Here is a 23,841-nt window from a genome sequence, read left to right on the forward strand (position 1 = left end):
ACGTTGCCCGTCGCCGGCAGCGGATGCGTACTTTACGGCTTTCCCCGGCGGCCCGCAAGGCCTGCGTGTAAAAAAATTTCAGCCACCCGCTCGGCCCAACCGACACCGCCATCCACAGGCACTCTGACGCTTACCGCCTGTGGATAGATCCATGGCCGCCAGAGACGAAAGCGCCCGCTCGAGGCGGGCGCAGCGTACATAAGACAAAAAGGAGGCTAGCCGGAGGCCGGCGGCTGCTTCAGCTTGCGCATCACGGCAAGGGTCGGCCCGGACGCCACATAGGCGCCGAACAGCAGCAACAGCATGACCGAGGGCTGAACGGAAATCACCACGAAGCCCAGCACGATGGCCAGCAACACCACGAAGGGAACCGGCCCCTTGAGGTCGATCTCCTTGAAGCTGTAGTAGCGGATATTACTCACCATCAGCACGCCGGACGCGGCCACCACCAGCAGCATCAGCAACTTGAACCCAACGGCATCGGCATCGAAGCTATGGAAGGTCCAGACGCTGGCCGCCACGAAGGCGGCGGCCGAAGGGCTCGGCAGGCCGATGAACCACTTCTTGTCGACGCTGCCGATCTGGACATTGAAGCGCGCCAGCCGCAGCGCGGCACAGGCCACGTAGAGGAAGGCCACCACCCAGCCGGTCTTGCCGATGTCCTGAAGTATCCAGGTGAAGGCCACCAGTGCCGGCGCCACACCGAAGGAAAGCATATCGGAAAGGCTGTCGTACTCGGCCCCGAAAGCGCTCTGGGTATTGGTCAGCCGGGCGACGCGCCCATCCAGGCCATCGAGGACCATGGCGATGAAAATCGCCACCGCCGCGGCGGAAAAGTCACCGTTGATCCCCGCTATTACCGAAAAGAAGCCGGCAAACAGTGCCGAGGTGGTGAACAGGTTGGGGAGCAGATAGATCCCCTTGCGCCGCACCTTCTTGCCGCCCTCGATCGACTCCTCGATGACTTCCGTTTCGCGCAGGAAAGCGGCAGCCAGATCTTCGTTGGTTGGCGGCGGGGCGCCATTCCCGGCACCCTCGGGCTCACCATCGCGACGCGCCGGATCTTGCTCGGTCTTGTGGGGGTCCTGACTCATGCGTCTCGTCCGTTGCCAGAATGAAGTCGCCCGCAGGCGTACCTTCATTCTACACGGTGTCGACAGGTCGAGAAGAGCGACTGCTTTTCCCTAACCCAGGAAGGGCGCGGAAAACCGCGCCCTTCTTGGCCTTCAACCGACCGCAAGCCTCAGTTCTTGGACTTGTCGACCAGCTGGTTGGCGGCGATCCACGGCATCATGCCGCGCAGTTTGGCACCGACCTGCTCAATATCGTGCTCGGCGTTCAGGCGACGACGCGCGGTCATGGACGGGTAGTTGGTGTTGCCTTCCTGGATGAACATCTTGGCGTACTCGCCGGTCTGGATGCGCTTGAGGGCGTTGCGCATCGCCTCGCGAGACTGCTCGTTGATCACCTCGGGGCCGGTCACGTACTCGCCATACTCCGCGTTGTTGGAGATGGAGTAGTTCATGTTGGCGATACCGCCTTCATACATCAGATCGACGATCAGCTTGAGCTCGTGCAGACACTCGAAGTAGGCCATCTCCGGAGCATAGCCCGCCTCGGTCAGAGTCTCGAAGCCGGCCTTGACCAGCTCGACCGCACCGCCGCACAGCACGGCCTGTTCGCCGAACAGGTCGGTCTCGGTCTCATCCTTGAAGGTGGTCTCGATGATGCCGCTACGCCCCCCACCAACGCCGGCAGCGTAGGAAAGCGCGAGCTCCTTGGCCTTGCCCGAAGCGTCCTGGTGGATGGCGATCAGGTCAGGAATGCCGCCACCCTTGACGAACTCGGAGCGCACGGTGTGCCCCGGGGCCTTGGGGGCGATCATGATCACGTCCAGATCCTTGCGCGGCTCGATCTGGTTGTAGTGGATATTGAAGCCGTGGGCGAAGGCCAGGGTGGCGCCCTGCTTGAGGTTCGGCTCGATCTCGTTCTCGTAGATCGCCTTCTGATTCTCGTCCGGCGCCAGGATCATGACCACATCGGCGCTCTGGCAGGCTTCCGGTACGCTGGCGACCTTGAGGCCGGCGGCCTCGGCCTTGGCGGCAGAGGAGGAACCTTGGCGCAGGGCCACGGTGACGTCGACACCCGACTCCTTGAGGTTGTTGGCATGGGCATGCCCCTGGGAGCCGTAGCCCACGATGGTGACTTTCTTGCCCTGAATGAGGGAGAGGTCACAGTCCTTGTCATAATACACGCGCATGGGGGTACTCCTGAAGAAAGGTGAAGAAACGATGTCAGCGTTGATGGCCACCCGCGCCGTCTGTCGCGGCGCTGGGGTCTCGTTGACCGATGGCCCCACCTTACGCCAGGACATGCATTGCGTAAAACGCTATATTTGCAATACAACATGCCGAAAAATGCAACGTACACGCTCATGGATATCCGCCCGCTGCACCAGTTCCTGGCCCTGGCCGACACCCTGCACTTCGGTCGCGCCAGCGAGCTCTGCCATGTCAGCCCCTCCACGCTCAGCCGCACCATCCGTCAGCTCGAGGAAACCCTCGAGGTAGCGCTCTTCGAACGCGACAACCGCCACGTGGCCTTGACCCACCACGGCCATACCTTCCTGGCCTTCGCCCGGGAGACCGTGACCCAGTGGGAGCTGCTGCGCCAGACGCTGAGCACCGGCACCGACGGGCTCAGCGGCGAGATCAGCATCTACTGCTCGGTCACCGCCAGCTACAGCTTTCTCTACGATCTGCTGAGCGACTTTCGGCTGCGCTACCCGCGCATCGAGCTCAAGCTGCATACCGGGGATCCAGCGGAAGCGATGACCAGGGTACTGGAAAGCGACGAGGATATGGCGATCACCCCACGCCCGCGCCGACCGCCGGGGTCGCTGGCCTTCAAGTCACTGACCCGCTCGCCGCTGGTGTTTATCGCCCCCCAGGCCGCCGCCGACTGGCTGCCCGCCAACCCCGAAGTGCCGGAGGCCAGCGCCTGGGCCAAAGTGCCGATGATCCTCTCCGAGGCGGGACTCTCCCGGGAATACGCCGACACCTGGTTCAAGGCGCTGGGCATCACCCCGCGCATCTACGCCCAGGTCGCCGGCCATGAGGCCATCGTCAGCATGGTCAGCCTGGGCTTCGGCGTTGGCGTGGTGCCAAGGATCGTGCTCGACAACAGCCCGCTGGCCGAGCGGGTGACGGTGCTGGCGGTCAAGCCGGAGCTGCCGCACTACGACGTGGGCCTGTGCGTGCTCAATCGGCGCCTCAAGAGCCCGCTGATCCAGGCACTATGGGACACGGTCGCGGAGCGCTAAGGCCGTTGGCAGCGAGGCGAGGCCCGCAGACGAAAAAGCCGCCCCGAAGGGCGGCTAAACGCTTCAAACTGTACGGAATCCGGAGTCAGAGGCTGAGCACTTTATCGCCCCGGGCAATTCCCGACACCCCGGTACGCGCCACTTCCAGAATGCCCACCGGCCCCATGGCCTGCAGGAAGGCGTCGAGTTTGCCGGCGTCGCCGGTGATCTGCACGGTGTAGAGGCTCGGCGTCACGTCGACGATCTGCGCACGGAAGATGTCCACCGTGCGCTTGACCTCGTCGCGCGCGGCCCCCAGCGCCTTGACCTTGACCAGCATCAGCTCACGCTCGATGTGATTGCCCTCGGTGAGGTCGACCAGCTTGACCACGTCGATCAGCTTGTTGAGGTGCTTGGTGATCTGCTCGATCACCCGGTCGTCGCCCACGGTGGTCACGGTCAGCCGCGACAGGGTTTCGTCCTCGGTGGGCGCCACGTTCAGCGTTTCGATGTTGAAGTTGCGCTGCGAGAACAGCCCCACCACGCGTGACAGGGCGCCCGGTTCGTTTTCCATCAGAATCGAGATGATATGGCGCATCAGGTCCGCTCCGTCTTGGAAAGCAGCATGTCACGCATGGAGCCCAGGGGCACCTGCATCGGATAGACGTGTTCCCGCGGGTCGACGATGACGTCGAGGAACACCAGCTCGTGCTTGTCGGCGAAGGTCCGTTCCAGCGCCGGCGCGAGCTCCTCCATGGTTTCCACCCGCAGCGCGGTAAAGCCATAGGCCTCGATCAGCTTGGCGAAATCGGGCAGCGACTCCATGTAGGAGTGCGCATGGCGCGACTTGTAGTTCAGGTCCTGCCACTGGCGAACCATGCCCAGCGAGGCGTTGTTGAGGTTGACGATCTTCACCCCACCGCCGAACTGCTTACAGGTCGACAGCTCCTGCATCATCATCTGGAAGCTGCCCTCGCCGGTCACGCAGACCACCTGCTCGTCCGGGAAGTTCTGCTTGATGCCCATGGCCGCCGGGAAGCCGAAGCCCATGGTGCCGAGCCCGCCCGAGGTGATGAAGCGATTGGGCTTGTCGAACTTGTAGTACTGGGCGGCAAACATCTGGTGCTGGCCCACGTCAGTGGTGACGTAGGCTTCCCCGCGGGTTGCCTCGCACAGCGCCTCGATCACCTCCTGGGGCTTGAGCATCTCGCCAGGCTGTGACGGCTCGTAGAGCTTGCCCGCTCGCTCCTCGCGCCAGCCATCGATCTTGGCCCACCACTCGGACAGCGCCTCGGGGTGGGCGACCTCCTTGCCCTGCACCAGGCTGATCATCTCGTTGATCACGCTGCCCGCCGGCCCGACGATGGGCACATCGGCGCGCACCGTCTTGGAGACCGAGCTGGGATCGATGTCGACATGGATGATCTTGGCCGTGGGGCAGAACTTGGAGGTGTTGTTGGTGACACGATCGTCGAATCGCGCGCCGATGGCGATGATCAGATCGGCGTGGTGCATGGCCATGTTCGACTCATAGGAACCGTGCATGCCCAGCCAGCCCAGGCACTGGCGATCGCTCTGCGGGTAGGCGCCGATGCCCATCAGGGTGGTGGTAATCGGATAGCCCAGCCGCTTGACCAGATCGGTCAGCCCCTCGCAGGCCCGCCCGGTGACCACGCCACCGCCGGTGTAGAACACCGGGCGCTTGGCCTTGAGCATCATCTCCACGGCCTTCTTGATCTGGCCGGTATGACCACGCGCCACCGGATTGTACGAACGCATCTTGACCTTCTTCGGGTAGACGTATTCGTAGCGCTCGGTGGGGGCCGTCATGTCCTTGGGAATGTCCACCACCACGGGGCCGGGACGCCCGGTGGAGGCCAGGTAGTAAGCCTTCTTGAGGACTTCCGGAATCTCGGTCGGATGCTTGATCGAGAAGCTGTGCTTCACGATCGGCCGCGTCACGCCGATGATATCGGTCTCCTGGAAGGCGTCGTCACCGATCAGGTGGCTCATCACCTGGCCGCACAGCACCACCAGCGGGATCGAGTCCATGTAGGCGGTGGCGATGCCGGTGACCGCGTTGGTGGCGCCGGGGCCGGAGGTGACCAGCACCGTGCCGGGCTTGCCGGAGGCCCGAGCGTAGCCGTCGGCGGCGTGGGTGGCCGCCTGCTCGTGGCGTACCAGAATGTGCTTGACCTTGTCCTGGCGGAACAGGGCGTCGTAGATATGCAGCGCCGCGCCACCGGGATAGCCGTAAATGTATTCGACGCCCTCATCCTGCAGGAATCGGGCGATCATGTCCGCGCCGGAAAGCAGTTCCACTTGATGTATCTCCCCTGGAGGTCTCGAGTGCGATCCGTGCCCACTGGCGGGCACGGGGTCGAGTGCGGCGGTATGCCGCTGCCGGCCGCGCCGGCACCTGATGCCAAACCCTGGCAAATGGCCCTGTTGGGGCCTGCACTCTCATTCGGGAACGCTGAGGCATGGCGACATGCATCATCCGTTCCCTTCACGGCGGTTAACCGCGTCGGGGCGTTGGCCAGGACGGGCGGTTGGCCCAGTCCCGGTAGTCCTTCGGCGGGTAGAGGCCCATGGCCTACCCTTCGCGCGGGAAAGGGGGGTTGCCCGCTGAGTTCCGCGCCCGCAAATCAGGAACGCTCAAGATTCCATTAGCGCTGCAACGGTGTCAACCGCCAGCCGACTTTCGCTAGCCCATCGCAGTGATTCCAGCAAGGGAAGGCCGCCCGGCGCCGGCGAAAAAAAGCGCCCGCCAACTTGACAGCAGGCGGGCTAAGGGGGTTACAGGACGCAACCTGATTTCAGTGTAGCCACTTGCAAGCGGCGCGCTCGAGCTGGTGGGTAACCGCTTGTGACAGACGGCCCACACCGGCCCCACCGATCACTCAGCGCCGGAACACCAGCTTGCCCTCCTCGGCATCCACGCGGATGACATCGCCCGGAGCGAACCGCCCAGCCAGCAGGTCCTGGGCCAGCGGGTTCTCGAGGCGGCTCTGGATCGCCCGCTTCAGCGGACGAGCGCCGAACACCGGGTCGAAGCCCACCTCGGCCAGCTGGGCCATGGCCGCCTCGCTGACCTCGAGGGACAGGTCGTGCTCGGCCAGCCGCCCGCGCAGGCGATCGAGCTGGATGCCGGCGATGGCCTGGATCTGCGCCTGAACCAGGGCATGGAACACCACCACCTCATCGATGCGGTTGATCAGCTCGGGGCGGAAATGCATGCCCACCACCTCCATCACCGCGCTCTTCATCTGCTCGTAGTTCGTATCGTCGCCGCCCATGCGCTGGATGATGTCCGAGCCCATGTTGGAGGTCATCACGATGACGGTGTTGCGGAAGTCCACGGTGCGCCCCTGTCCATCGGTGAGACGGCCGTCCTCGAGCACCTGCAGCAGAATGTTGAAGACATCGGCGTGGGCCTTCTCGACCTCATCGAGCAGCAGCACCGAATAGGGCTTGCGCCGCACCGCTTCGGTCAAATAGCCCCCCTCCTCGTAGCCGACGTAGCCGGGAGGCGCGCCGATCAACCGCGCCACCGAGTGCTTTTCCATGAACTCCGACATGTCGATGCGCACCATCGCCTCCTCGGTATCGAAGAGGAAATTGGCCAGCGCCTTGCACAGTTCGGTCTTGCCCACCCCGGTGGGGCCGAGGAACAGGAAGGAGCCGTTGGGCCGGTTGGGGTCGGCAAGCCCGGCACGGGAGCGGCGCACCGCATTGGCCACCGCGGTCACCGCCTCCTCCTGGCCGATCACCCGCTGGTGCAGGGCCTCCTCCATGCGCAGCAGCTTGTCGCGCTCGCCCTCGAGCATCTTGGCCACCGGGATGCCGGTCCAGCGCGAGACCACCTCGGCGATCTCCTCCTCGGTGACGTTGGAGCGCAGCAGCTGGTGCCTGGCGGTATCCGCCTCGCCCTCGCCGGCCTCGGCGATCTTCTTCTCGAGCTCGGGAATCACCCCGTACTGGATCTCGGACATGCGTGCCAGGTCCCCCTGGCGGCGGGCCTGCTCCAGGTCGACGCGAGCCCGGTCGAGCTCGTCCTTGAACTGGGCCGCCCCCTGGATACTGGCCTTCTCGGCCTTCCAGATCTCGTCGAGGTCGGCATACTCGCGCTCGAGCTCGTCGATCTGCGCCTCCAGGCTCTCCAGGCGCTTCTTCGAGGCCTCATCGCTCTCCTTCTTGAGATGCTCACGCTCCATCTTCAGCTGGATCAATCGGCGGTCCAGGCGGTCCATCTCCTCGGGCTTGGAGTCGAGCTCCATGCGGATGCGCGACGAGGCCTCGTCGATCAGGTCGATCGCCTTGTCGGGCAGCTGGCGGTCGGTGATGTAGCGGGTCGAGAGCTTGGCCGCGGCGATGATCGCCCCGTCGGTGATGTCGACACCGTGGTGCACCTCGTAGCGCTCCTTGAGGCCCCGCAGGATCGCGACCGTGTCCTCCTCGGAGGGCTCGTCCACCAGCACCTTCTGGAAACGACGCTCGAGGGCGGCGTCCTTCTCGATGTACTTGCGGTACTCGTCGAGGGTGGTGGCGCCCACGCAGTGCAGCTCGCCCCGGGCCAGCGCCGGCTTGAGCATGTTGCCGGCATCCATCGCCCCTTCGGCCTTGCCGGCGCCGACCATGGTGTGCAGCTCGTCGATGAACAGGATCACCCGACCCTCCTCCTGGGCCAGCTCCTTGAGCACCGACTTGAGGCGCTCCTCGAACTCGCCGCGGAACTTGGCGCCGGCGAGCAGCGCCCCCATGTCCAGCGACAGCACACGCTTGTCCTTGAGCCCTTCCGGCACCTCGCCATCGACGATGCGCTGGGCCAGCCCCTCGACGATGGCGGTCTTGCCCACGCCGGGCTCGCCGATCAGCACCGGGTTGTTCTTGGTGCGCCGCTGCAACACCTGGATGGTGCGGCGGATCTCGTCATCGCGGCCGATCACCGGGTCGAGCTTGCCGCTGGCGGCCCGCTCGTTGAGGTCGAGGGTGTACTTCTCCAGCGCCTCGCGCTGATCCTCGGCGTTGGGGTCATCGACCTTTTCCCCACCACGCACGCCATCGACGGCGGTCTCCAGCGCCTGGCGCGTCACCCCGGCCTGCTTCAGCAGCTTGCTCACCGCATGCCCCATCTCCAGGGCGGCCAGCAGCACCAATTCGCTTGCGATGTACTGATCGCCGCGTTTCTGGGCTTCGCGATCGGTGAGGTTGAACAGCTTGATCAGGTCGCGGGAAGGCTGCACCTCGCCATCGAACTGAGCGATCTTGGGCAGGTCGTCCAGGTGGCCCACCAAGCCGTCACGCAGCCGGGCCGCATCGCCGCCGGCCTTCTGTACCAGCGCCTTGACGCCGGTATCGCGGGCATCGAGCAGCGCCAGCAGCAGGTGGCCGGGGTCCAGCTGGTTGTGGCCCCGGCCGACGGCCAGCGACTGGGCATCGGCCACGGCGTTCTGCAGCTTGGCGGTGAACTTATCGAATCGCATCGGAACTCTCCTCCATCGGGGTGGCGGCGCGCTCGGACGCGCCGCTTGGCCCGGTCAAATCGTCTTGACACATTCAATGGAGTCAGGCTGGCCGGCTTTCAAGTCGGCCGCCAGGGAAAGACAGCGGGGGGTTGATTGAGGTCAAGCGCCTAGCGCAACCAGATCACGCTGGCCATGCGCCCGGTATGGCTGTCGTCGCGGCGATAGGAGTAGAAGCGCGATTCACACGCAGTGCAGAAATGGCCGCCGCTGATATGCGACACCCCCAGGCGCTCGAGGCGCAGGCGGGCCAGCTTGTAGAGGTCGGCCATGTAGTGGCCCAGGCGGTAGGGGCTGGGATCGAAGGCGCTCTCGGCCTCGGGATGCACGCCGACGAAGGCCTGATGCACCTCCGGCCCCACCTCGAACTGGGCGTTGGAGATGGCGGGCCCCAGCCAGGCCATCAGCTCCTCGGGCGGCACGCCCAGCGCCGCCACCTCGGCCTCCAGAACGCCGCCGGCCAGGCCGCGCCAGCCGGCATGGGCCACGCCCACCCGGCTGCCCCGCCGGTCGCAGAAGAACACCGGCAGGCAATCGGCGGTCAGCACCACGCAGGCGTGACCGCGGTCGAAGGCCACCGCGGCGTCGGCCTCGGGCCGCGCATCGGTGTAGTGCTGCTGCACCCGGGCCCCGTGCACCTGGTTGAGCCACAGCAGCGGCCGCTCGCCGTCCAGTTCGTCGGCCAGCAGGCGGCGGCACAGCGCCACATGATCGGGGTTGTCACCGAGGTGAGCGGCGGGGTTGAAGCAGGCGAAGTCCCCCTGGCTGGGCCCGGACTCGCGGGTGGTGACGAAGGCCCCCACGCTCTCCGGGGCCGGCCAGTCCGGCTCGATGAGGGTCGGGCGCAAGTCGGGGGCGTCGCTCATTGCGTTCTCCTCAGCGCATGGTGGCGCGGTCTTCGCGCAGGTAATCGATCAGCATCAGCAGGTCATCGGGCAGGGCGGCGCGGAATTCGACCCGTTCGCCGCTGCCCGGGTGATCGAAGGCCAGCTTGCGGGCGTGCAGCGCCTGGCGCGGGAACTCGCGCAGGATCTCCTTGAGCGGCTCGGCGGCGCCGGCCGGCAGCTTCAGCCGCCCACCATAGACCGGATCGCCCACCAGCGGAAAGCGCCGATGGGCCAGGTGCACACGGATCTGGTGGGTACGCCCCGTCTCGAGCCGACAGCGCACGTGCGTGTGACCGCGGTAGCGCTCCATCACCCGGTAGTGGGTCACGGCCGGTTTGCCGTTGACGGTCACCGCCTGGCGCTTGCGATCCTTGGGATGGCGTCCGATGGGCGCATCCACGCTGCCGCCGGCGGTCATCACGCCGGTGACCACCGCATCGTATTCCCGCGACACGCTGCGCGCCTGGAGCTGCTCCACCAGGGCGGTCTGGGCCGCCAGGGTCCTGGCCACCACCATCAGCCCGCTGGTGTCCTTGTCCAGCCGGTGCACGATCCCGGCCCGCGGCACCGCGGCGAGCTCCGGGTAGTGATGCAGCAGCGCATTGAGCAGGGTGCCGTCGGGATTGCCGGCCGCCGGGTGAACCACCAGCCCGACCGGCTTGTCAATGACCAGCACCTGGTCGTCCTCGTGCACCACCTCCAGGGGAATATCCTCGGGCGCGAAGCGGTCATCGTCCTCGAGCTCGGCCACCAGCCGCAGTCGTTCGCCGCCGGCCACCTTTTCCTTGGGTTTGCCGGGGCGCCCGTCCACGGTCAGGGCCCCCCGCTTGATCCAGCCTTTCAGGCGCTCGCGGGAGTGGTCGGCGAAGAGTTCGGCGGCTGCCTGGTCGAGGCGCATGCCGGCCAGGGCGTCGGGCACGCGGTGCTGGGCTTCCAGAGTCTGGGGCATATCGGAGAGCTGTCGTATGGGCGGCACCGGAGGACTGCGTTTTCACGCCGGGTGCTTTATAGTGGATGGGTTGTGGCCGATTCTACCATGGCCGACACGGGTTGTTGTTTGATACGAGGATCAGGATGCGCGTTTCCACCCCCGCTACACGCCTAATCGCCCTGCTGCTGGCCGCCGCGCTGGTCACCGGCTGCGCCGGCAGGTCTGGCACGGACCCGCAGGACGAGTTTGACGGCGTTGCCGAGCGCGAACTCTACGAGGAGGCCCGCGATGCCCTCGAGGCCGGACGCTACACCTCCGCCATCGAGCGCCTGGAGGCCATCGACACCCGCTTTCCCTTCGGCCAGCACGCCGAGCAGGCCCAGCTCGAGCTGATCTACGCCTACTACGAGAGCCGCGACTGGGAGGCCACCCGTGCGGCAGCGAGCCGCTTCATCCGGCTGCACCCCACCCACCCGCGGGCCGACTATGCGCTTTACATGCGCGGCCTGGCCGCCTGGCAGGCGGGGCGCTTCAGCCTCGAGCGCCTGCGGCTGATCGACATCTCCAAGCGGGACCTGGGCGCCAGCCGCGATGCCTACACCGACTTCCGCGAGCTGGTCAGCCGCTATCCGAACAGCGAATACGCCCCGGACGCCGAGCAGCGGATCGTCTACCTGCGCAACCTGCTGGCCCGCCAGGAACTTCACGTGGCCGATTTCTATCTGCGCAAGGGCGCCTATCTCGCCGCCGTGGAGCGCGGCCGCTGGGTGATCGAGAACTACCCGGAGAGCGAGGCGACCCGCGACGCCCTGGCAACGATGGTGGAAGGCTACCTGGGCCTCGACATGCGCGACCGCGCCCGCGAGGTGCTGGACGTGCTGATCGAAAACGCACCGGACCACGCCCAGCTGCGCGGGCGCACCTTCCGCCCCAGACACGTCAGCGCCCAGTCCCTTTCGGCCTGACGCCGCCCCCCAGCGGAGGCAGCTGCGCTGATCCCCTATCCGGCCCCCAACGACCGGCGCCGCCCATGCAGGCGGCGCCGGTTTTTTTCTTCAAGCTTTCAGCCTCCGGCTCTCACTCCCCCGGCTGCCAGCCGTTGACGATGGGGTAGCGGCGGTCGCGGCCGAAGCCGCGCGGGGTGACCCGCACCCCCACCGGCGCCTGACGGCGCTTGTACTCGCAGCGGTCGACCAGCTTGACCACCTTGTAGACGTCGTCGCGGTCGAAGCCGGCGGCGATGATCGCCTCGGCGCTCATGTCGCCCTCGATATAGCGCACCAGGATGGCGTCGAGCACGTCATAGTCGGGCAGCGAATCGCTGTCCTTCTGGTCCGGGGCCAGCTCGGCGGACGGCGCTCGCTCGATGACCCGCTCGGGGATCGCCGGCGACTCGGTGTTGCGCCAGCGCGCCAGGCGATAGACCCAGGTCTTGTAGACGTCCTTGATGGCGTTGTAGCCGCCCACCATGTCGCCATAGAGGGTGGCATAGCCCACCGCCATCTCGCTCTTATTGCCGGTGGACAGCACCATCAGGCCCTTCTTGTTGGAGATCGCCATCAGCAGCACGCCCCGGCAACGGGACTGCAGGTTCTCCTCGGTGGTGTCGCGAGCCGTGCCGGCAAAGGTATCGGCCAGGGTATCCAGGAAAGCATCCACCATGGGCTCGATGGGCAGCACCTGATAGCTCACCCCGAGCAGCCGCGCCTGGGCCGCAGCATCCTCTTTGGAGATGTCGGCGGTATAGCGATAGGGCATCATCACCGCCTGGACCCGCTGCGGTCCCAGGGCATCCACGGCGATGGCCAGCGACAGCGCCGAGTCGATGCCGCCGGAGAGCCCCAGCACCACGCCGTCGAAGCCGCTCTTGTTGACATAGTCGCGAAGCCCGGTGACCAGCGCGCAGTAGAGGCTCTCCTCGGGCTCCGGCTGGGGCTCGATCTCACCCTCCCGAGGCACCCAGCGGCCGTCCTCCCGCACGAACTGCACCGGCATCAGGCCGGCCGCCCAGTAGGGTGCCAGCACACGCAGTTCACCTTCGGCATCCACGCAGGCCGAACCGCCATCGAAGACCAGCTCATCCTGGCCGCCGATGGTATTCACATAGACCACCGGCCGCGACACGTCGGCGGCGCGCTGTTCCAGCAGCCGCAGCCGCTCGGCGGGCTTGTCCTGATGGTAGGGCGAGGCGTTGAGGGTGATCAGGATATCGGCACCGGCATCGCGGGCCGCATGCACCGGCCCACCGTCCCAGAGGTCCTCGCAGATCAGCAGGCCAAGCCTGACCCCCTTGTGGTCGAGCACCAGGCTTCGCTCGCCGGTGCTGAAATAGCGCCGCTCATCGAACACCTGGTAGTTGGGCAGCGCCTGCTTGGCATACTCGTCGAGCCACTCGCCGTTGTAGAGCAGGCCAGCCAGATTGTAGCTCTTGCCTTCGCGGCGTCCGGGGTAACCGATGATCACCAGCACATCCCGGGCCACCTTGGCGGCCATGCGCGAGCGCGCCTCGCGCAGCCGGGTTTCCATTGAGGGGCGCAGCAGCAGATCCTCCGGCGGATAGCCGCTAAGAAACAGCTCCGGGAACACCACGATATCGGCGCCATGCTCGATGCGCGCCTCGCGCACGGCCTCGATAGCACGATCGGCGTTGCCGGGAATGTCCCCGACCAGCGGGTCCAGCTGCGCCATCACCAGCGTCAAGTCTTGCATGGGCGTAGAAATCTCTCGAGAATCCAGGGTAACCACATTGTCCCGCAAGGGCGCCCGGCTGGCAAAACCGTGCGCACACACCAGGGAGCCGATACAGGATGAACCTGTTGCTGATACGCCTAATCATCTTCGCCGTGCTGTTCTTCGCCGGCCTGAAACTCTACCGCATGTACCGCGAATGGAAGCTGGAGCGCGAGGAGCTGCTCGAGGATAGCTCGGAGCAGGAGGGCAACGCGATGGTGCGCTGCACCTGGTGCCAGGTCCATCTGCCGGAATCCGACGCCCTGCGCGAGCGGGGCGAGTGGTTCTGCTGCAGCGCCCACCGCGACCGCTATCTGGAAGAGAAGCAGTCCGAGGAGTAGTCCCGCCGGGGCGCCAGGCGCTGGTTGACGCCCTGCCTCAGGCCCGGCGCACGCCTTTCATCAGCAATGGCTTACAGAAAGCTCGCCGTGGCGACCTAGAGTGAAGACACCCCCAGTGGCAAGGGACTTCACTCTGGGAGAGCGCCATGCATGCTGTTTTCTCAGGCGGGCAGAGCCCCCGCCGACCCCACCTGCGGACCACCACCGGCCAGCGCGGCCTGACCCTGATCGAGCTGTTGATCACCCTTGCCCTGCTGGTGATCCTGTTCGGCTGGGCGGTCCCCAGCCTCCAGGCCCTCAATGCCCGCCAGCAGGTGGCGGCCGAGGTGATGCGCCTCAAGACGGCGCTGGCGCTGGCACGCAATACCGCCATCACCCGACGCACGCCGGTGGTGGTCTGCCCTGCCGCCGGCGACTCGAACCAGTGCAACGGCGATCTGAGCGACTGGACGGCGCCCCTGCTGGTCATGCTCAACCCCGACACGCCAGAGGCCCAGGTGCTGCGCCGGCTGCCTGCCAGCCCGGTACTCTCGCTCACCTATCGTCAGGACCGGGCGGTTCGCTACACTGCCCTGGGTCGCGCCTCCGGCCATAACGGTACCTTTCGCATCTGTGGCCGACATGACACCGGCTCGCAGGTCATCGTCAGCAACTTCGGGCGCGTGCGCGTCAACGCTCAGCGGGACTGCTGATGCCCCCTTAACACCGCCAGCAACGCTGAAGACGCCTACCCCTTGGGCCCCAGCAGCAGCCAGATGATCAGCCCCACCAGTGGGAAGAACAGCAGGATCAGGATCCACAGCAGTTTGGCGACCGGCCCCGCCGGACTCTTGGCCACCTTGACGATGGCCCAGACCAGGATGATCAGCCAGATCAGGCCCAGCAGGCCGCTCACTTCAACTCCCATGGCACCCTCTCCCTTTGCTTGATGAGCCGCACGCGATCAGGCCACCACCGTCATGGGAGTGACGGCCACTGGACTATACTGCGAGCGAGCATCGTCACTCCTCACTCCACTCAGCGGCGGCAGCGAGACACGCCTCCCGATGCCATGGCATCAGGGGCCCTTGTCTCACCGGAGCGCAGCCGAGTCAAGATAGCGGGCATCGCATGATGCTGCACCTCAATGCCGACTGGCGCATGATCATTTTCCTTTCGCTCCTGGCCATCGTGGTAGGCGCCAGCGCACCGCCATCCTCGGCGGATGAGCGCCTCCTGCTCGATTGGGACCAGGCGGTGGAGAGACTCAGGATCACCGACCTGCAGGGCGAGGATATCACCGAGCTGACACAGCCCCGCCAGGAGCAGGGGCGGATCAGCGTGGCCGTGCCTGAATCCCGCCCCTTCGTCATCAAGGGTGACGAGATCGAAACCCTGCGGGTCAGCTCCGATGAGCCGCTCATCTTGCCGAATGGCCTGGTCATCCCGTCACCCTCGCCCGACACCGAAGTCGCCGACCAGGGGGGCGAGGGGCCGTCGCCACTGACCGCCGCCTGGCTGCGCCTGACCCTGGCGGCCAGCCCGATTCCGGCCGTCTGGAACCCCGTGAGTGGCGCCTATCACACCGAATTGAGTTTCGGGCTGCGACCGTCGGAGGAGCGGCTTATCACCGAGCTCGAGCTGGAGCACCCGGTGGAAGTCCGCATCCGGCTCAGGGGGCTGACGATTCAGGAGAGCCTGCCGCCCCTTCGCATCGACCGCCCCGGCCTGGCCCACGAGCAGACCCTGCGACTGAGCTTCCTGCCCTCCACGCCGAACCCCACCCTGGAGGTCAGATCCACCATCTCCGACGTCAACCTTGAGCTCGAGGTACTGCCCCGCCTCGAACTGCGTCCGGCATCGCGCCGCGTGCTGGGGCTGGGCCTGGAAAACGTCGAGGTGACCCTGGTACGGGTGGCGCCTCACGGCATGCCGCTACCCGCCGAGCAGCCCACCGATGTCGCCCTGACCCTCGATGGCGGCGGCCGACTCGAGACCGGGGCGGCGCATTTCGCACCGGGCCAGGCCACGACCTCATTCAGCCTGCGCTCCTCGGGGCTGGCCCCCATCACCGTCAACGCCTTTACCGGCAGCTTGAGCAGCGAGACCGTGATCCAGCAGCAACTCCCCTGGGGACCGATCCTCGCCGCCCTGGTCGGGGGCGCCCTGGGTGGGTATGGGCGCCGCTTCATCAAGGGCGCCCGCCAGGCGCTGACCCGGCGGCGGCTTGTCGAAGGCCTCCTGGTGGCCAGCATCGCCTATGTCGCCGGGGTGCTCGGCGTGGGCTATCTGGGGCTCCCGGGGGTCGTGGTGGCCACCGAGGCGGGCGCCTTTCTGACCGGCGCACTGACCGGCTTCATCGGCGTCAACGTCCTTGAGACACTTTCCAGCGCCGGCCACCGCCGCAGCCACTAACGCCGGCGTGGCCTTTTCGGTAACCGGGCGGCCCTGCCGCCTACTATCTGGCCCGCTTCTTGCTTGGTGTTGAGCAGGTTCCCTCGGGTAGAATGCCCTTCCCCCTAATCGACGCGGAGGTGCCATCCTTGGCCAGCGGACTGCTGCTCAATGTGCTGATCTTTCTCGCCGCCGCAGTGCTGATCGTCCCTCTGTTCAAGCGCCTGGGTCTCGGCGAGGTGCTGGGCTATCTGGCCGCCGGGGTGGTGATCGGGCCCTCGGTGCTGGCGCTGGTGCCGGATGCCGCAGGCGTGCTGCAGTTCGCCCAGGTGGGCATCGTCCTGCTGCTGTTCGTGATCGGCCTGGAGCTCAAGCCCTCGCGGCTGAAGGTGATGCGCAAGGCGGTGTTCGGCTTCGGCAGCCTGCAGGTCGCCGTCACCAGCAGCGTGCTCGCCGTGGCCGCCTGGTGGCTGGGCCTCTCCCCGGCCGCCGCCCTGGTGGTGGGCTTTAGCCTGGGGCTCTGCTCCACGCCCCTGGTGCTGCACCTGCTCGGTGAGCGCAAGGAGCTGCAGACCCGCCACGGGCGCCACGCCTTCGCCCTGCTGCTGTTCCAGGACCTGGCGGCGATCCCGGTGCTGGCAATCATCCCCCTGCTCGCCGCTGACAGCCTGATGGCCGGCGGGGCCACCCCGCTGCTGCGCGAGGTGGCTTTCACTGCCGGCGCCTTCATCGGGCTGATCGTCGGCGGCCGCTACCTGCTGCGCCCGCTGTTTCACTACGCCGCCGCGACCGGCAGCCGCGAGGTGTTCGCCGGCACTGCCCTGCTGGTGGTGATCGGCGCCGCCCTGCTGATGGAGCTGGCCGGCCTCTCCATGGCCCTGGGCGCCTTCATCGCCGGGGTGCTGCTCGCCGACTCCGAATATCGCCACAGCATCGAGGCGGACATCGAGCCCTTCCGGGGCCTGCTGCTGGGGCTGTTCTTCATGGCGGTGGGCATGATGGCCGAGATCGGCCTGCTGGCCGAGATGCCGCTGACGATCCTCGGCCTGACCCTGGGACTGGTGCTGCTCAAGGGGCTCTCGGTGGCGCTGGCCGCCCGCCTCTATCGCAGCAGCTGGAAGGAGACGGCCAACCTCGGCGTGCTGCTCTCCCAGGGCGGCGAGTTCGGCTTCGTGCTGCTCACCGCCGCGGCGGCCTCGGCGCTGCTGGACCAGGCCCTGGTCAGCCTGCTGATCCTGGTCATCTCGCTCTCCATGGCGACCACGCCGCTGCTCTTCCAGCTGCACGTGCATGGCGTGCGCCGGCTGTTCGCCTCGACGCGTCCCAAGCGCGCCTACGACCGCCCCACCGACGAAGCGCCGCAGATCATCATCGCCGGCTTCGGGCGCTTCGGGCAGATCATGGGGCGCGCCCTGCAGGGGCTGAAGATTCCCTACACCATCCTCGACATCAACGCCGACCAGGTGGAATTCGTGCGCCGCTACGGCAACGCGGTCTACTATGGCGACGCCTCGCGCAGCGACCTGCTCACCGCCGCCGGTGCCGACAAGGCCCGGGTGCTGGTGGTGGCGGTAGGCGACCCCGAGGCCTCGATGCGCATCGTCGAGCAGGTCAAGCGGCGCTTCCCGCACCTCAAGCTCTATGCCCGGGCGCGCAACCGCTACCATGCCCATCTGCTGATGCGGGCCGGGGTCACCCACATCGTGCGCGAGCTGCTGCCGGCGAGCCTCGAGCTGACCCGCGAGGCGCTCAGCGGCCTGGGCATTCCCCCCGAGCAGGCCCAGCACACCGTCGACACCTTCCGCGAGCACGACGAACAGGCCCTGCTGCGCCAGCTCGCCGTATTCGGCAACGAAAAGAAGCTGATCCAGACCATCCAGGAGGCCGCCCGGGAGCTGGAGGCGCTCTACGAGGCGGACGAGGACATCGCCACCCGGGTGGAAGAGCTGCCCGAGCGAAGGCGCTGAGCCGGCGTCAGGCGATGTGCCACCAGTCGGGCAGCCCGGCCCGTACCTCGCGGCGCGCGAAGCGGTCGTCGAACAGCACCACCACACCGCGATCCTCGGGCCCGCGGATCACCCGACCGGCGGCCTGGACCACCTTGATCAGCCCCGGAATGCGGTAGGCATAGTCGTCGCCGCGGCCGTAGCGGGCCTCGAGCCTGGCCTTGAGGGCCTCGTTGAAGGGATCGAAGGGTGGCAGCCCCAGGGTGGCCACGAAGGCGCCGACCAGCCGCTCGCCGGGCAGGTCGATGCCCTCGGCGAAGGCCCCGCCGAGCACCGCGAAACCGATGCCCGACCCGCCCGGGGCGAATCGCGCCAGGAAGGCCTCGCGCTCGGGCTCGCTCATGCCGCGTCGCTGGGCCCAGACCGGAATCGCCGGCTGGGCCTCGCGGAAGCGGGCGAGCACCGCCTCCAGGTAGGCGAAGCTGCTGAAGAAGGCCAGATAGTGCCCCGGGCGGCGACGGTACTGCTCGGCCAGGGCGGCGACGATGGGCTCCCGCGAGGCGTCGCGGTCGCGCAGCCGGGTGGAGATATCGTCGCGCACCCGCACCTCGAGCTGCTCGGCGGCGAAGGGCGAGGCGACCTGCTGCCAGGCCGTCTGGGCGGGCAGGCCCAGCAGGTCGCGGTGGTACTCCCCCGGGCTCAGGGTCGCCGAGAACAGCACCGCGCAGTGGGTCGCCGCGAAGCGCGGCGCCAGGAAATCCGCCGGCACCAGGTTACGCAGCCCCAGCACCGTGCGGCCGCGGCCGTGACGGGCGAGATCGCACAGCGAGTGGTCGCCAAAGGATTCCGCCAGCCGGGTAAAGGCCAGGGCCTCGAACAGCCACTCCTGGAGGGTCGCGTCCGCCCCGCCGGGATGTTCGGCCAGGTAGTCGATGACCGCGACGCTGGCCTGCTGCAGCGCGGCGAGGAGCCTGTCGGGCAGGCCCTCGAGCAGCCGGTAGTCGGCGTCCGGAGCATCGGCGAACGTCTCCCGCACCAGCCTCTGCCAGTGGCGCGCTACCCGCCCCAACGGCCGGGAGAGCGCCGGTGGCGCCCCGCGCCGCAGGCGATTGAGGCGCTGCTGGTCGAGCTCGGCGCTGTACATGCCGCGCCCCCGCGCCACCAGGTTGTGGGCCTCGTCCACCAGCAGGCCGCAGCGCCAGCCATCGGCCTGGGCCAGGCCGTGGAGCAGCGCCGTGGCATCGAACCAGTGGTTGACGTCGCCCACGCTCAGGTCGCACCAGCGCGCCAGCTCCTGGCCCAGGTAGTAGGGGCAGACGTCATGGGCCAGGGCCACCTCGCGCAGCGCGGTGCGGTCGAGCCAGCCGCGTTCCACCGCCGCCAGACGCGCCGCCGGCAGCCGGTCGTAGAAGCCCGCCGCCAGCGGGCAGGCCTCGCCGTGGCACGCCCTGTCGGGGTACTCGCAGGCCTTGTCCCGGGCGACGAGCTCCAGCACCCGCAGCGGCAAACGCTCACCGGCGTTGCCGGCCGCAGGCCCCGCGCCGAGGGTCGCCAGAGCGTCCAGCGCCAGCCGCCGACCCGGGGTCTTCATGGTCAGGAAGGCGAGGCGATCGAGCCCATAGCGCGGCACCGCCGTGAGCAGGGGAAACAGGGTGCCGAGGGTCTTGCCGATGCCGGTGGGGGCCTGGGTCAGCAGGCAGCGCCCCGTGGCCGCCGCCTTGTAGACGCCCTCGGCGAGCTCGCGCTGCCCGGGACGAAACGCCGCATGAGGAAAGGCGAGCCCCCGCAGGGCGGCGTCGCGGCGCCGGCGGTGGGCGGCCTCCTGCTCGGCCCAGGCCAGGAAGCGGCGGCACTGGGCGGCGAAGAACGCCTGCAGCTCATCCGCCGAGGCGCGTTCGGTGAGGCGCGTCTCGCGCCCGTCGGCAATGTCCAGATAGACCAGCGCCAGCGTCACCGCTGCGAGTTTTCGCTCGGCGCACAGCAGCGCCCCGTAGACCCTCAGCTGGGCCCAGTGCAGGGCCCGCTGATTGGCCGGCATGCGTGCCAGGCTGCCACGGTAGGTCTTGATCTCCTCGAGACAGTTGGCCGCCGGGTCATAGCCGTCGGCCCGGCCACTGACCACCAGGTCGCCGAAGGCCCCCGAGAGCGGCAGCTCGGCCAGGTAGTCCGGGGCACGCCGCTCGACCACCCGCGCATGGCCGGCGATGCCCTCCCGGGCGCTGGGCGACGGCGTGAAGCGATGATCGAGATCCCCCTGGCGCGCGGTGAAGTCGCACAGCGCCCGCACCGCCACCCGATAGCCCGCGACCTCAGCCATCAGCGGTTCCCGGCGGTGTCCGCCAGCGCACATGGCAGACCGCCGCCGGCATCCCCTGGGCATGGAAGAAGGCCAGCCAGCGGCGCTGATTGTCCTGCAGGCGGTCGCCGGGGCCCTTGACCTCGATCAGCCGGTAGCGCGGCTCGCCCGGTGCTGCCTCGGGCAGAAACTGGATCAGGTCCGGCAGGCCGGCCCGGTTGGCCTTCAGATCGGCCAGCAGGCGTTCGCAGCAGGCGCGCAGGTGCTCGGCAGGCAGGCAGGCCAGGGCCTGGTCGAGCAGCGGCTCGTCGAGCCGCTCCCAGTGCACGAAGGGCGAGGCGATGCCGTGCTTCGCCCGCCAGGTGCCGCGGATCGCCTCGCGGTAGCGGCCGTCGTCGAGGCGCGCCAGGCAGGCCGCGAAGCGCTCCCGGCGGCGGGCCACGAAATCCTCCCGGTAGAGGTCCGCCGGCCCGGTATGAAAGGGGTGGAAGAAGGCGCCCGGCAACGGCGCAAACAGCGCCTCCCAGCAGAGCAGGCCGAAGAGCCCGGTGAACAGGGCGTTCTCCACATAGGCCACCGGGGCCTCGTCACGATGCAGGTGCTCACATACTGCCCGCTCGACGCCGGGCGATACCGGCAGGCAGAGCTCGAAACGCTCCGGCGCCGACTCCGCTTCCCGTGGCAGCGGCGTCAGGCCCAGCCGGCGGCGCAGCCGCGGCCGCAGGCGTGCCAGCGCCTGGGCCTCCGCCTCTCCCGGCCCGGTCTCGGCCAGGGCTTCCGCCAGCGCATGGGCCTCGGCGTGCGCTCCCTGGCGCTCCAGCAGCCGCAGCCGGCGGATGCGCGCCGCCGCACCGCCGGCGGCCACCGGCCAGCCAGCCTCCCGGTAGAGCGTCAGGGCGAGCTCGACCTCCCCGGCCCGCTCGGCCTGGCGGCCCAGGGCCACGCCGAGCCGCTGGCGCCGGGCCACCAGCCAGGCGTTGTCCTCCGGCACCGCGGGCAGCGCATCGTTCAGCGCCGACGGGGACTCGCCGGCCTCGAGCCGCTCGCCCAGGCGGTGCAGGGCCAGATAGGCGTCGACCTCGCAGCGGCGCTGAAAGGCGCGGGAGTCGGCCGTAAAGGCGACCCGCTCGAAGCGCTGTACACCCAGCTCGGCGAGCACGAACTCGGCCCAGTCCTGGCGCAGGTTGCCGAAGAACATCAGTCGCAGCCGGTCGCAGGTCGCCATCACGGTCAGACGCACGATGCGCTCGCCCTCGGGGGCACCGGGCCACCAGGCCGCGAGCCGCCGAGCATCGGGAAAGCGCGGCGCCAGGGCCTCGCGCAGGGCGGTCTTGGTGGCCCGGCCGAGGCCGGCAGCGGCAAGCTCGGCGGCGAACACCCGGCGCAGCTCGGCCAGGCGCAGCTGACGACACAGCTCGTCGAATGAGAGCTCCGGGTCGGGCTCGACAAAACCGGCCTCGACCAGGGGCGCCAGCGCCGCGGACGTAGCGCCGATCTCCGCACTGATCTCGGGATAGACGAGCCGTGAGGTGCGAAAGTGCTCGCCCTTGCGCATCACCATGCGCACCAGCAGCGCCTGGGCGGCCCGGGGCAAGGCCTCGAAGGTGGTGAGGAAACGCCGCTCCGCGTCGTCGAGCAGGTCGCCGTGGCGCTCGGCCACCCACCCCAGCACGAACGCGAAGTTCGTCAGGTAGTAGAAGGGGTCCTCGAGCGAGGCGGTGGCAAACGCACCGGCGGGCACACTGTTCATGCATCCATGGTATCAGGCACGCCCGCGGACCGTCAGCGACCCAGCCCGCCGGCCAGCTCGGCGAGCACCTCGGCGGCGGGCACCTCACGGCAGCCGCTGGCGTTCTGCCCCGCCCACAGCGGCGAGAAGTCGCCGCTGCCCCTGGCCTCGGCGGCGGCGCGCAGCGGGCCAATGGCGGCGGTGGCCAGCGGGAAGTCGGGGGCCTGGGCGCTGATGGGGCCGAGCTCACGCATCAGCCGGGTGACGATGCCGCGCGCCGGGCGGCCGCTGTAGAGGTTTGTCAGGGCGGTGTGGCGGGCCGCCTCGCTCATCAGCGCCCGACGATGGATCGCCGAGGTGGTGGCTTCCGGGCAGCACAGAAAGGCGGTTCCCACCTGCACGGCGTCGGCGCCAAGCGCCAGCGCCGCGGCCACCCCGCGGGCATTGGCGATGCCCCCGGCGGCGATCACCGGCAGCCCCACCGCCGCCTTGATCTGGGGCAGCAGCGCCAGGGTGCCGACCTGGGTGGAGAGCTCCTCGCTCAGGAACATGCCGCGGTGGCCGCCGGCCTCCAGCCCCTGGGCAATCACCGCATCGGCGCCATGGGCCTCGAGCCAGCGCGCCTCCTCCACCGTGGTCGCCGAGGAGAGCACCATCGCCCCCCAGGCCTTGACCCGCTCGAGCAGCGCCGGGGCCGGCAGGCCGAAGTGAAAGCTCACCACCTCGGGGCGCACTGCCTCGAGCACCTCGCAGGCCTCGCTGTCGAAGGGGCGCCGACCGGCACCGGCCGGCACCGCTTCGATATCCAGCCCGAACTCGGCGTAGTAGGGCGAGAGCGCCTGATGCCAGTGGGCCTGACGCACGGCATCGGGCTCGGGGGGCGTGTGGCAGAAGAAGTTGACGTTGATCGGCCTGGCGGTGCGGTCGCGAATCACAGCGAGCTCGGCGGCCAGGGCCTCGGGGCTGAGCATGGCGCCAGGCAGCGCGCCCAGCCCCCCGGCCTCGGAGACCGCCACGGCAAGGTCCGCCCCCTGGGCGCCCGCCATGGGGGCCTGGAAGATGGGCAGGTCGATACCCAACTGACGCGTCAGCTTCATGTCACTCTCCTGAATCGGATGAATCGGGGCGCGACTCGCGGCGACCGCGAGAGGAGTCGTCCATGGGCGCCTCTGTCAACGGGTCTCGGCGGGGCGCAGCACCATGCGGGCGTCGCGAATCTCGATATCGAAACGGTTGAGAAAGCTCATGCCCATCAGCGCCACGTCGCCCTCCAGGCCGGGGCTGATCGAGCCGCGCACGTCCTTGGCCGCGAAGCCACCGAGGCTGACCTCGTCGAGGCGGGTCAGGTCGCCGCGCACCCGTCCGTTGGCGGTATTGAACCAGGCCGACCCGGTGCGCTCCAGGCCCAGCCGCTCGGCCAGCGCGCTGGGGACGGCCACATAGGTAGCCCCGGTATCGAGCAGAAACTCCACCGGCTCGCCGTTGATGCGCCCGGTGGCCATGAAGTGCCCCGAGCGGCTGCGCTCCAGGACGATCGATTCGCTCTCGCCGCCCACGGCGTTGACCAGGTGGGCATTGGGGTTGCGCTGGTCGTCGAGAAACCCGTGGAACCACCAGGAGCCGGCCGCGATGAACAGCAGCCAGAACAGCAGCATCATGCCGAGCCCGGTTCGCCGCACCGCCCTGTCGTCATCGCTCATGAAGCCCTCCCACCGCCATGGCATTGCCAAATGCTGATTCAGCATTAACACATATTCGCGCCCTTTCTGTACTAAAGGCCGT

19 protein-coding genes are annotated in these 23,841 nt (G+C 68.1%); 6 read left to right on the forward strand and 13 right to left on the reverse strand.

The features are described from left to right. Window positions 1-215 precede the first annotated feature (215 nt). Both pssA and ilvC read right to left on the reverse strand, forming a co-directional pair. Entirely contained in the window at window positions 216-1,094 is an 879-nt protein-coding gene (gene pssA / locus HOP52_RS18170; protein ID WP_238978919.1) for a CDP-diacylglycerol--serine O-phosphatidyltransferase, read from the reverse strand. 149 nt (window positions 1,095-1,243) lie between these two features. Beyond that, the gene (gene ilvC, locus HOP52_RS18175; RefSeq protein ID WP_238978921.1) at window positions 1,244-2,260 is read right to left on the reverse strand and encodes a ketol-acid reductoisomerase; all 1,017 of its coding nucleotides are present in this window, start codon (window positions 2,258-2,260) and stop codon (window positions 1,244-1,246) included. A 174-nt stretch (window positions 2,261-2,434) separates the two neighbouring features. Here ilvC and ilvY point away from each other — a divergent pair, with 174 nt between their 5' ends. After that, entirely contained in the window at window positions 2,435-3,322 is an 888-nt protein-coding gene (gene ilvY, locus HOP52_RS18180) for an HTH-type transcriptional activator IlvY (protein ID WP_238978923.1), read from the forward strand. A gap of 85 nt (window positions 3,323-3,407) precedes the next feature. Here the strand turns inward: ilvY and ilvN are convergent, their stop codons facing one another. The 5 genes from ilvN to rluD all read right to left on the reverse strand — a co-directional run bounded on the left by ilvN (window position 3,408) and on the right by rluD (window position 10,662). Beyond that, window positions 3,408-3,899: an acetolactate synthase small subunit gene (gene ilvN, locus HOP52_RS18185; protein ID WP_102652887.1), complete on the reverse strand. Its 492-nt coding sequence runs from the start codon at window positions 3,897-3,899 to the stop codon at window positions 3,408-3,410. Next, entirely contained in the window at window positions 3,899-5,623 is a 1,725-nt protein-coding gene (locus HOP52_RS18190) for an acetolactate synthase 3 large subunit (RefSeq protein WP_238978925.1), read from the reverse strand. Before HOP52_RS18190 ends, ilvN begins: the two co-directional genes overlap by 1 nt. 581 nt (window positions 5,624-6,204) lie before the next feature. Next, window positions 6,205-8,787, reverse strand: coding sequence for an ATP-dependent chaperone ClpB (clpB, locus tag HOP52_RS18195; protein ID WP_238978927.1), 2,583 nt, complete (start codon window positions 8,785-8,787; stop codon window positions 6,205-6,207). Window positions 8,788-8,936: 149 nt separating this feature from the next. Further along, window positions 8,937-9,692, reverse strand: a complete 756-nt coding sequence (gene pgeF / locus HOP52_RS18200; protein WP_238978928.1) for a peptidoglycan editing factor PgeF — start codon at window positions 9,690-9,692, stop codon at window positions 8,937-8,939. Between the two features lie 10 nt (window positions 9,693-9,702). Further along, window positions 9,703-10,662 (reverse strand): 23S rRNA pseudouridine(1911/1915/1917) synthase RluD, encoded by a 960-nt coding sequence (rluD, locus tag HOP52_RS18205; protein ID WP_238978929.1) that lies wholly within the window; start codon window positions 10,660-10,662, stop codon window positions 9,703-9,705. A 125-nt stretch (window positions 10,663-10,787) separates the two neighbouring features. Here rluD and HOP52_RS18210 point away from each other — a divergent pair, with 125 nt between their 5' ends. Continuing rightward, entirely contained in the window at window positions 10,788-11,609 is an 822-nt protein-coding gene (locus HOP52_RS18210; RefSeq protein WP_238978931.1) for an outer membrane protein assembly factor BamD, read from the forward strand. Window positions 11,610-11,721: 112 nt separating this feature from the next. On the opposite strand, the gene HOP52_RS18215 is transcribed toward HOP52_RS18210, so the two are convergent. Continuing rightward, window positions 11,722-13,353: an NAD+ synthase gene (locus HOP52_RS18215; RefSeq protein WP_238978933.1), complete on the reverse strand. Its 1,632-nt coding sequence runs from the start codon at window positions 13,351-13,353 to the stop codon at window positions 11,722-11,724. Between the two features lie 98 nt (window positions 13,354-13,451). Here HOP52_RS18215 and HOP52_RS18220 point away from each other — a divergent pair, with 98 nt between their 5' ends. Next, on the forward strand, window positions 13,452-13,715 hold the full coding sequence (locus HOP52_RS18220; protein WP_238978935.1) for a PP0621 family protein: 264 nt from the start codon (window positions 13,452-13,454) through the stop codon (window positions 13,713-13,715). Between the two features lie 146 nt (window positions 13,716-13,861). After that, window positions 13,862-14,407 carry a GspH/FimT family pseudopilin gene (locus tag HOP52_RS18225; protein WP_238978936.1) on the forward strand — a complete coding sequence of 182 codons (546 nt, stop codon included), beginning with the start codon at window positions 13,862-13,864 and terminating at the stop codon, window positions 14,405-14,407. Between the two features lie 35 nt (window positions 14,408-14,442). Here the strand turns inward: HOP52_RS18225 and HOP52_RS18230 are convergent, their stop codons facing one another. Continuing rightward, window positions 14,443-14,622, reverse strand: coding sequence for a PLDc N-terminal domain-containing protein (locus HOP52_RS18230; RefSeq protein ID WP_238978938.1), 180 nt, complete (start codon window positions 14,620-14,622; stop codon window positions 14,443-14,445). A 203-nt stretch (window positions 14,623-14,825) separates the two neighbouring features. Here HOP52_RS18230 and HOP52_RS18235 point away from each other — a divergent pair, with 203 nt between their 5' ends. Continuing rightward, window positions 14,826-16,109 (forward strand): TIGR04086 family membrane protein, encoded by a 1,284-nt coding sequence (locus HOP52_RS18235; protein WP_238978939.1) that lies wholly within the window; start codon window positions 14,826-14,828, stop codon window positions 16,107-16,109. A 119-nt stretch (window positions 16,110-16,228) separates the two neighbouring features. After that, complete coding sequence (locus HOP52_RS18240; RefSeq protein ID WP_422677727.1) at window positions 16,229-18,055, forward strand: monovalent cation:proton antiporter-2 (CPA2) family protein; 1,827 nt, start codon at window positions 16,229-16,231, stop codon at window positions 18,053-18,055. Window positions 18,056-18,062: 7 nt separating this feature from the next. On the opposite strand, the gene HOP52_RS18245 is transcribed toward HOP52_RS18240, so the two are convergent. The 4 genes from HOP52_RS18245 to HOP52_RS18260 form a co-directional block, all read right to left on the reverse strand. Next, on the reverse strand, window positions 18,063-20,351 hold the full coding sequence (locus HOP52_RS18245; protein ID WP_238978941.1) for an ATP-dependent DNA helicase: 2,289 nt from the start codon (window positions 20,349-20,351) through the stop codon (window positions 18,063-18,065). Then, the gene (locus tag HOP52_RS18250) at window positions 20,344-22,080 is read right to left on the reverse strand and encodes a VRR-NUC domain-containing protein (protein ID WP_238978942.1); all 1,737 of its coding nucleotides are present in this window, start codon (window positions 22,078-22,080) and stop codon (window positions 20,344-20,346) included. Before HOP52_RS18250 ends, HOP52_RS18245 begins: the two co-directional genes overlap by 8 nt. Before the next feature lie 32 nt (window positions 22,081-22,112). Next, complete coding sequence (locus HOP52_RS18255; protein WP_238978943.1) at window positions 22,113-23,156, reverse strand: NAD(P)H-dependent flavin oxidoreductase; 1,044 nt, start codon at window positions 23,154-23,156, stop codon at window positions 22,113-22,115. A gap of 75 nt (window positions 23,157-23,231) precedes the next feature. Further along, window positions 23,232-23,759: a retropepsin-like aspartic protease family protein gene (locus HOP52_RS18260; protein WP_238978946.1), complete on the reverse strand. Its 528-nt coding sequence runs from the start codon at window positions 23,757-23,759 to the stop codon at window positions 23,232-23,234. Window positions 23,760-23,841: the final 82 nt, after the last annotated feature.

The sequence above is a fragment of the Billgrantia campisalis genome (assembly GCF_022341425.1).
GTDB lineage: Bacteria > Pseudomonadota > Gammaproteobacteria > Pseudomonadales > Halomonadaceae > Halomonas > Halomonas campisalis.